This is a genomic window from Streptomyces sp. NPDC046909, from assembly GCF_040644695.1.
GTDB lineage: Bacteria > Actinomycetota > Actinomycetes > Streptomycetales > Streptomycetaceae > Streptomyces.
Genome location: NZ_JBEYXC010000029.1, coordinates 88,896 through 95,358 on the forward strand (window position 1 = coordinate 88,896; position 6,463 = coordinate 95,358).

Here is a 6,463-nt window from a genome sequence, read left to right on the forward strand (position 1 = left end):
CCATTCCGCGTCCGGCACAATGGACTCATGACCGAGCGAAAGCCACCTGGCGTCCCGTTCGAGTCCTGGGTCGACAAGCAGATCCAAGACGCGCAGGGCCGCGGCGACTTCGACCGACTCCCCGGCGTGGGCGAGCCCCTGCCCGCCGATCTGGAGACCCCCTACGACGAACTCTGGTGGGTCAGACGCAAGATGGCCCGCGAGGGCCTGGCCGTACTGCCGCCCGCGCTGGCTCTGCGCAAGGAGGCGGAGGACACCCTCGCCGCCGCGTTGACGGCCCCCTCGGAACGGGCCGTCCGCAAGCTGATCACGGACGTCAACGACAAGATCCGCACGATGATGTTCAGGCCGCCGCCCGGCCCCCCGCTGGGCAAGAAGCCGTACGACGTCGAGGACGTCGTACGGCAGTGGCGGGAGCGCCGGGCGGCGGAGCGGTCGGGACAGCCGGGGCCGTCGGAACAGTCAGAGGTGCAGTAGCCGGTCCGCCAGCTCGCGGTAGTCGCGCAGGGCGAGGCGCAGCTGCTCGGTGTCACCGGCGTTCCCCTGCTTGTCCGCACCGTCCTGCCAGGAGGTGCGCAGGGTGCGGCGGCGCCGCGTCAGGGCGTCGGTGACCCGGGTGGCGACCTCCTCCATCACACGGTCGGCCTCCTCGACGGACGTACGGGGTCCGTCGACGAACCCGGCGACCGCGTGCTGGAGCCGCAGGGAGAGCTTGTCGCACTCGTCGTGCGGGAGCAGCCGGCCGCGGTGGGAACCGTCGCCCTTCGCCGCCGCCTCATGTCCGGCGGGACCGGCGACGAGCGGGGAGCGGGAACCGTCGTCCTTCTCTTCGGCCCGCGTGGCGCCGTCGGAGCTGCCGGAGGAGCCGTCGGAGGTGTCACGGGTGCCGTGCCCGGCCACGAGCGGGGCACTCCGCTCGCCCTTGGGCCCCATGGAGCGGTCGCCCGCCGTCTTCTCGCCGCGCCGCGCGCTCTCGGCGCCCGGTCCGGTCGTCGCGTCCGTCATGTCACTCAACTCCCCTTCGCGTGACGCCGGGTGAACGCCCACGGCAGATGGCCGCGGCCGTCGGTGCGGGCGGGCCGGCTCCCGCCGTCGGACTCGTCCTGCTGCTTCTCGGGCTGGTGCCGCACAGACTTCTCCGCCCGCTCGGCCGTCCGGGACGAGTCCCGGTGATGGTCGTCGCCCACCAGGTCGTCGAACAGGAGCCGGGCGTCGACCATGGCCGCGCGCATCTCCTCGGTGCTGCCGTCGCGGGCACCGTCCTGTGTCCCGTCCCGTGTCCCGGCCCCGTGCGGGCGGGCGGCGCGGTGCACACGCCGGTAGCCGTGCACATGGTCCGCGTGGTGCACGGACAGCGCGGCGAGCTGCTCCTCGTACTGCCCGCCGTCAGGGAACCCCTTGTCCCCCGCGAGCTCGGCGAGCAGCCGGTCCGCCTCGGCCACGGCCTCCCGCGGCGAGTCGACGAAGCGTTCCTGGGCGGCCGTCCAGCGAGCCTCGTACTCCCGCCGCCGGGCCGGCTCCAGGGGCTGCTCGCGCAGCGACCCGTGCCGTTCGACCCGCTCGGCGAGCTCGCGCTCGGCGGCCTGCGGGTCCCCGTCGTGCCGGGCCACGGCCCGGTCGTACTCGGGCCCGAAGCGCCGCTTCAGACTGCTGCCGCGGCGCGGCCCCCGGGCACGTCCGGCGAGTACGGCCGCCACGGCGATGACGGCCACAACGATCACGATCAGAGCGATGATCAGGCCAGTTGACATGGCTACCGGGTAGCCCCGGACGGCTTCCTCAAACCGCCACGAAATTCGTCCGCCGGGTGTGTCGATCCGATGGGGACCCCGATCGACGTATGAGTGACAGAAGCGATCGAGGAGGTTGTCATGAGTGAGGTCATCGCACAGCTGTCCGTATCCCTCGACGGATATCTCGCGGGCCCCGAGTCCGGGCGCGAGCACCCGCTCGGGATCGGCGGGGAGCGACTGCACGACTGGGTGTTCGGACTGCGGTCCTGGCGCGCGGGGCACGATCTGGAGGGCGGCACGACCGGCCCCGTGGACGACCTGATGGCGGAGTGGATCGAACGCCCCGGCGCGGTGGTGATGGGCCACGGCATGTTCATCACCGGCGAGACCCCATGGGGCGACTCGCCGCCCTTCCACACGCCGGTGTACGTCGTCACGCACCACCCCCGCGAGTCGGTGCCGAAGGCGGGCGGCACGACGTACCACTTCGTCACCGAGGGCCCGGAGCACGCCCTGTCCCTGGCCAGGGAGGCGGCGGGCGACCGGGACGTCTCGCTGGCGGGCGGCGCGGACCTGGTCCAGCAGTTCATCCGCGCGGGCCTGCTCGACGAGCTGTGGCTGCACATCGCCCCGGTCTTCCTGGGCGGCGGCCGACGGCTCTTCGACCACCTCGGGGCCGTCGGCGCCGGGGGCGAGAAGCCGGTCGCGTGGCGCAAGACGCAGGTCCTGGACTCCCCGGAGGCCACGCATATTCGCTTGCGGCCGGTGTGACGCGCGCTCCGAGAATGGGGCCATGACCACGCCCTGGACCGTGACCCCCGAGCCGTACGACTCCCCCGTCGCCGCCGCCCTCTGGCGGGAGTACTACACGGAGGTCAGCGACCGCTACTACCTCCTCCACGAGGGCCGGCGGACCGAACCGGCGGAGCTGGAGCGGGAGGTCGCCCGGGCGGACTGGTCCGAACTCGCCCCGCCCAAGGGCGCGTTGCTGCTGGCCCGCTACGACGGCGAGCCCGCCGGCACCGCGGGCGTACGCCTCCTGGACCCCGAAACCGCCGAGCTGAAGCGGGTGTTCGTCCGGGAGGAACTGCGCGGCAAGGGCGGCGGCCCGGTCCTCGTGCGGGCCGCCGAGGAAACCGCCCGCGCGCTGGGCGCCGTACGCCTGATCCTCGACACGCGCCACGACCTCCTGGAGGCACGCGCGTTGTACGCCCGGCTCGGCTTCGAGGAGACGGCGGCGCACAACGACGACCAGTACGCCGAGCATTGGTTCACGAAGAACCTCAACAGCCTCAACTGAGGCGCGCCGCCGACCCGTTGTGCGGCTGCTCCCGGTCCGAGCCGCACAGCTCGGAGTTGAGGTCCTTCACCAACTGGGCGAGGTCCGTGGGCCGGTCGGGGCCCCACCAGTCGCCCAGCAGCTCCGCCAGGGACTCCTCGCGGGCCAGGGCGAGGCGGTCGGCGACCTCCTGGCCGGTGTCGGTCAGGACGAGGTCGAGGCCTTCGCGGCGGGCGAGGCGCCGCTCCTCGACCTGGCGGGCGGCGGCGATGATGACGGGCAGCGGGACGGAGCTGCGCTCGGCGAGGACGGACGGTTCCACCCAGCCGTACCTCTTGATCCGCAGCAGCAGCCAGCTCGCACCGGGCAGCAGGTCGTAGCCCGCCCGCTCGGTGATCGTCCGGTAGATCTCCCGCCGTCCCTCGCGCGTGCCGAGCACCGACAGCGCCCGGCACACCTCGTCGTACGAGGACCGCTGCACCGGGTTGCTGGCGAGCGTCTCGGTGAGGTCCGGTGCCGTGACCGAGCCGCGCAGCCGGTCCTCCTTGAGGAACCAGGCCAGCACGAAGCCGACGAGGGCGACCGGGGCGGCGTACAGGAAGACGTCGGTGATGGACGAGGCGTACGCGTGCACCGCGGGCGGCTGGAGCGCGCCCGGCAGTTCGGTGATGCCGCGCGGGTCGGACTCCAGGCCGTCCACCGAGGCGCCCGGCGGGAGTTCGGCACCTCGGAAAGCGGCGGTGAGTTTGTCGCCGAGACGGTTCGCGAAGACCGTGCCGAAGATCGCGACGCCGAAGGAGGCTCCGATCGAGCGGAAGAAGGTCGCGCCGGAGGTGGCGACGCCGAGATCCTCGTACGAGACCGCGTTCTGCACGATGAGGACCAACACCTGCATCACCAGGCCGAGTCCGAGCCCGAAGACGAAGAAGTACGTGCTCATCTCGGCGGTCGAGCTGTTCTCGTCCAGTTGGTGGAGGAGCAGCAGACCGAGGGTGGTGACGCCGGTGCCGGCGATCGGGAACACCTTCCAGCGGCCGGTGCGGCTGACGATCTGCCCGGACGCGGTGGACGAGATGAGCATGCCGGCGACCATCGGCAGCATGTGCACCCCGGACATGGTCGGGGAGACGCCCTGGACGACCTGGAGGAAGGTCGGCAGATAGGTCATCGCGCCGAACATCGCGAAGCCGACGATGAAGCTGATGACCGCGGAGAGCGTGAAGGTGCGGATGCGGAACAGCTTGAGCGGGAGCACGGGTTCGGCGGCCCGCCGCTCCACGGCCACGAAGGCGAAGCCGAGGACGACCCCGAGCACCGCCAGCCCGATGATCTGCGGCGATCCCCAGCCCCACGTGGTGCCGCCGAGGGACGCCACCAGGACCAGGCAGGTGGCGACGGCGGCGATGAGGAAGGTGCCGAGGTAGTCGATGACGTGCCGGGTCGCCTTGTGCGGGATGCGCAGCGCGGTGGCGATGACGGCGAGGGCGACGACGCCGATGGGGAGATTGATGTAGAAGACCCAACGCCAGCTCAGATGCTCGGTGAACAGCCCGCCGAGCAGCGGCCCCAGCACACTGGTGGCCCCGAAGACGGCGCCGAACAAGCCCTGATACCGGCCGCGTTCACGCGGCGAGACGATGTCACCGACGATCGCCATCGACAGCACCATGAGCCCGCCGCCGCCGAGCCCTTGCAGCGCGCGGAAGGCGATCAGCTGAGGCATGTTCTGCGCCATGCCGCACAGCGCCGACCCGATGAGGAAGATCACGATCGCGGTCTGGAACAGCTTCTTCCGGCCGTACTGGTCGCCGAGCTTGCCCCACAGCGGGGTCGCGGCGGTGGAGGCCAGCAGATACGCCGTGACCACCCACGACAGATGCTCAAGGCCGCCGAGGTCGCTGACGATGGTCGGCAGCGCGGTGGAGACGATGGTCTGGTCGAGGGCGGCGAGCAGCATGCCCAGCAGCAGGGCGCCGATGGAGACGAGGACGTTGCCGGACACGTGGTCGTCGTGTGTCCGGCCGCGGGGGTCGTGCACCTCACCCGTCGTACCGTGCGCTTCCGCGGCCATGAAGCCCTCCCGGGGTCTCGTTACGCATCCCGCTCTCCATCGTGGTCGGTGTAACCGTTTATGGCCTGTTGAGTCCCTTTGGAATCAGGCATTCCGGGGGCTACCGGGACAGGTGTGTGGAGAGGTTCTGCATAATCTCTGGAGTTCGCGAGGGGAGGGACGAACACATGGCGGAGTCGAACGGCCATCTGTGCCCGGAGTGCGGGGCACCGAGAGCGGCCGACAACACCCCGTCCTGCGCGTGCACGCGACGGGCGTCCGACGCCCTGCGCGACGCGCGCACGGCGGAGGCGGCCGCGGCGGAGGACTTCGATCCGCTGCGGATACGCCCGTATGTGGAGCTGGAGGGGACGGGTGACCTTACGGGGAGCAGCCCTACGGACTCGCCCCCCGAGGCCGACGCAGAGTTGACGATGCCGCTGCGGGCGATACCCCCGGAGCCGCCCACTCCCCTGGCACCCCCACCCGCGGCGCCCAGCACCACGGACCTGAACCTGTTCGACGGGATGGGACCCGGAGACGAGGACCGGTCGGCGGCCTACGACGATCCCTCCCACACCCCCCGCCGCCCCCGGCGCACCCTGCTGCTGAGCGCGGCCGGCGCGCTGGTCGCGGTGGTGGCGGCGGCCGGACTGGCGAGCGGCTTCTTCTCCTACGACACCCCGGCGCGGGACGGAGCGTTGCCGGAGGAGGTACGGGCGAGCGTCCCGGACACGACGACGAGCGGCGCCCCGGCGTCCCCGTCGAACTCGACGGCATCGTCACAGCCGCAGTCGACGCCCGCATCCACCTCACCCAGCGCCAGCGAGTCGGCTTCCCCGTCCCCGTCGCCTTCCAGCGCGTCCCCGAGCGCTTCGGCCTCGACGCCGCCGACGACCACCACCCCGTCCGCCTCCGCCACCGCCTCGGACACAGCGGCCGAGTCCTCGGGCTCCCGCGAAAGCACACCCCCCGTCCTCCGCCGAGGCTCCGAGGGCGACGAGGTGGTGGAACTGGAACTCCGCCTCACCCAGCTCAACCTCTACACCCGCAAGGCGAGCGGCCACTACAACGAGGGCGTCGAGGACGCGGTGACCCGCTACCAGTGGGCGCGGGGGATCGTGGTGGACGAGTACGGGGTGTACGACCTGGAGACGCGGGAGCATCTGGAGTCGGAGACACAGGAGCCGTAGCCCCTGACACGGGGTGAATTCAGCCCGTCCGGCGTCCGAGGCCGAGGCTGGGCCGTCCCCATCCCCCACCCACCCGCTGACGGCTGAACTTCTCGACGCCGCCCCAGGTATTTCAGCCCGTCCGGCGTTTGAGGACGAGGCCCCTTAAGGGCCGAAAAGGCGGGGTCTGGGGGCGCAGCCCCCAGGAAGGGCGGGGTCGAAGGGGCGG

At 71.7% G+C, this 6,463-nt stretch carries 7 protein-coding genes; 4 read left to right on the forward strand and 3 right to left on the reverse strand.

Annotated elements, in window-relative coordinates; genetic code table 11:
• Positions 1-27 precede the first annotated feature (27 nt).
• Positions 28-477: a DUF1992 domain-containing protein gene (locus ABZ928_RS50810; protein WP_361536156.1), complete on the forward strand. Its 450-nt coding sequence runs from the start codon at positions 28-30 to the stop codon at positions 475-477.
• Here ABZ928_RS50810 and ABZ928_RS50815 read toward each other — a convergent pair.
• Both ABZ928_RS50815 and ABZ928_RS50820 read right to left on the reverse strand, forming a co-directional pair.
• Positions 463-1,005, reverse strand: coding sequence for a hypothetical protein (locus tag ABZ928_RS50815; RefSeq protein ID WP_361536158.1), 543 nt, complete (start codon positions 1,003-1,005; stop codon positions 463-465). The genes ABZ928_RS50810 and ABZ928_RS50815 overlap by 15 nt on opposite strands.
• Before the next feature lie 5 nt (positions 1,006-1,010).
• A complete protein-coding gene (locus ABZ928_RS50820; protein WP_361536160.1) occupies positions 1,011-1,751 on the reverse strand; it encodes a hypothetical protein in 741 nt (246 codons plus the stop codon).
• Positions 1,752-1,871: 120 nt separating this feature from the next.
• On the opposite strand from ABZ928_RS50820, the gene ABZ928_RS50825 reads away from it, so the two are divergent.
• Both ABZ928_RS50825 and ABZ928_RS50830 read left to right on the forward strand, forming a co-directional pair.
• Complete coding sequence (locus tag ABZ928_RS50825) at positions 1,872-2,504, forward strand: dihydrofolate reductase family protein (protein ID WP_361536162.1); 633 nt, start codon at positions 1,872-1,874, stop codon at positions 2,502-2,504.
• Between the two features lie 22 nt (positions 2,505-2,526).
• Positions 2,527-3,033: a GNAT family N-acetyltransferase gene (locus ABZ928_RS50830; protein WP_361536164.1), complete on the forward strand. Its 507-nt coding sequence runs from the start codon at positions 2,527-2,529 to the stop codon at positions 3,031-3,033.
• Here the strand turns inward: ABZ928_RS50830 and ABZ928_RS50835 are convergent.
• Complete coding sequence (locus ABZ928_RS50835) at positions 3,026-5,083, reverse strand: MDR family MFS transporter (RefSeq protein ID WP_361536166.1); 2,058 nt, start codon at positions 5,081-5,083, stop codon at positions 3,026-3,028. The genes ABZ928_RS50830 and ABZ928_RS50835 overlap by 8 nt on opposite strands.
• 167 nt (positions 5,084-5,250) lie before the next feature.
• Here ABZ928_RS50835 and ABZ928_RS50840 point away from each other — a divergent pair, with 167 nt between their 5' ends.
• On the forward strand, positions 5,251-6,255 hold the full coding sequence (locus ABZ928_RS50840; RefSeq protein ID WP_361536168.1) for a peptidoglycan-binding domain-containing protein: 1,005 nt from the start codon (positions 5,251-5,253) through the stop codon (positions 6,253-6,255).
• Positions 6,256-6,463 lie beyond the last annotated feature (208 nt).

Coding starts and splice junctions, on each gene's coding strand:
- ABZ928_RS50815 (WP_361536158.1), bottom strand. CDS start 1,005: ATGACGGACGCGACGACCGGACCGGGCGCCGAGAGCGCGCGGCGCGGC.
- ABZ928_RS50830 (WP_361536164.1), top strand. CDS start 2,527: ATGACCACGCCCTGGACCGTGACCCCCGAGCCGTACGACTCCCCCGTC.
- ABZ928_RS50835 (WP_361536166.1), bottom strand. CDS start 5,083: ATGGCCGCGGAAGCGCACGGTACGACGGGTGAGGTGCACGACCCCCGC.
- ABZ928_RS50825 (WP_361536162.1), top strand. CDS start 1,872: ATGAGTGAGGTCATCGCACAGCTGTCCGTATCCCTCGACGGATATCTC.
- ABZ928_RS50820 (WP_361536160.1), bottom strand. CDS start 1,751: ATGTCAACTGGCCTGATCATCGCTCTGATCGTGATCGTTGTGGCCGTC.
- ABZ928_RS50840 (WP_361536168.1), top strand. CDS start 5,251: ATGGCGGAGTCGAACGGCCATCTGTGCCCGGAGTGCGGGGCACCGAGA.
- ABZ928_RS50810 (WP_361536156.1), top strand. CDS start 28: ATGACCGAGCGAAAGCCACCTGGCGTCCCGTTCGAGTCCTGGGTCGAC.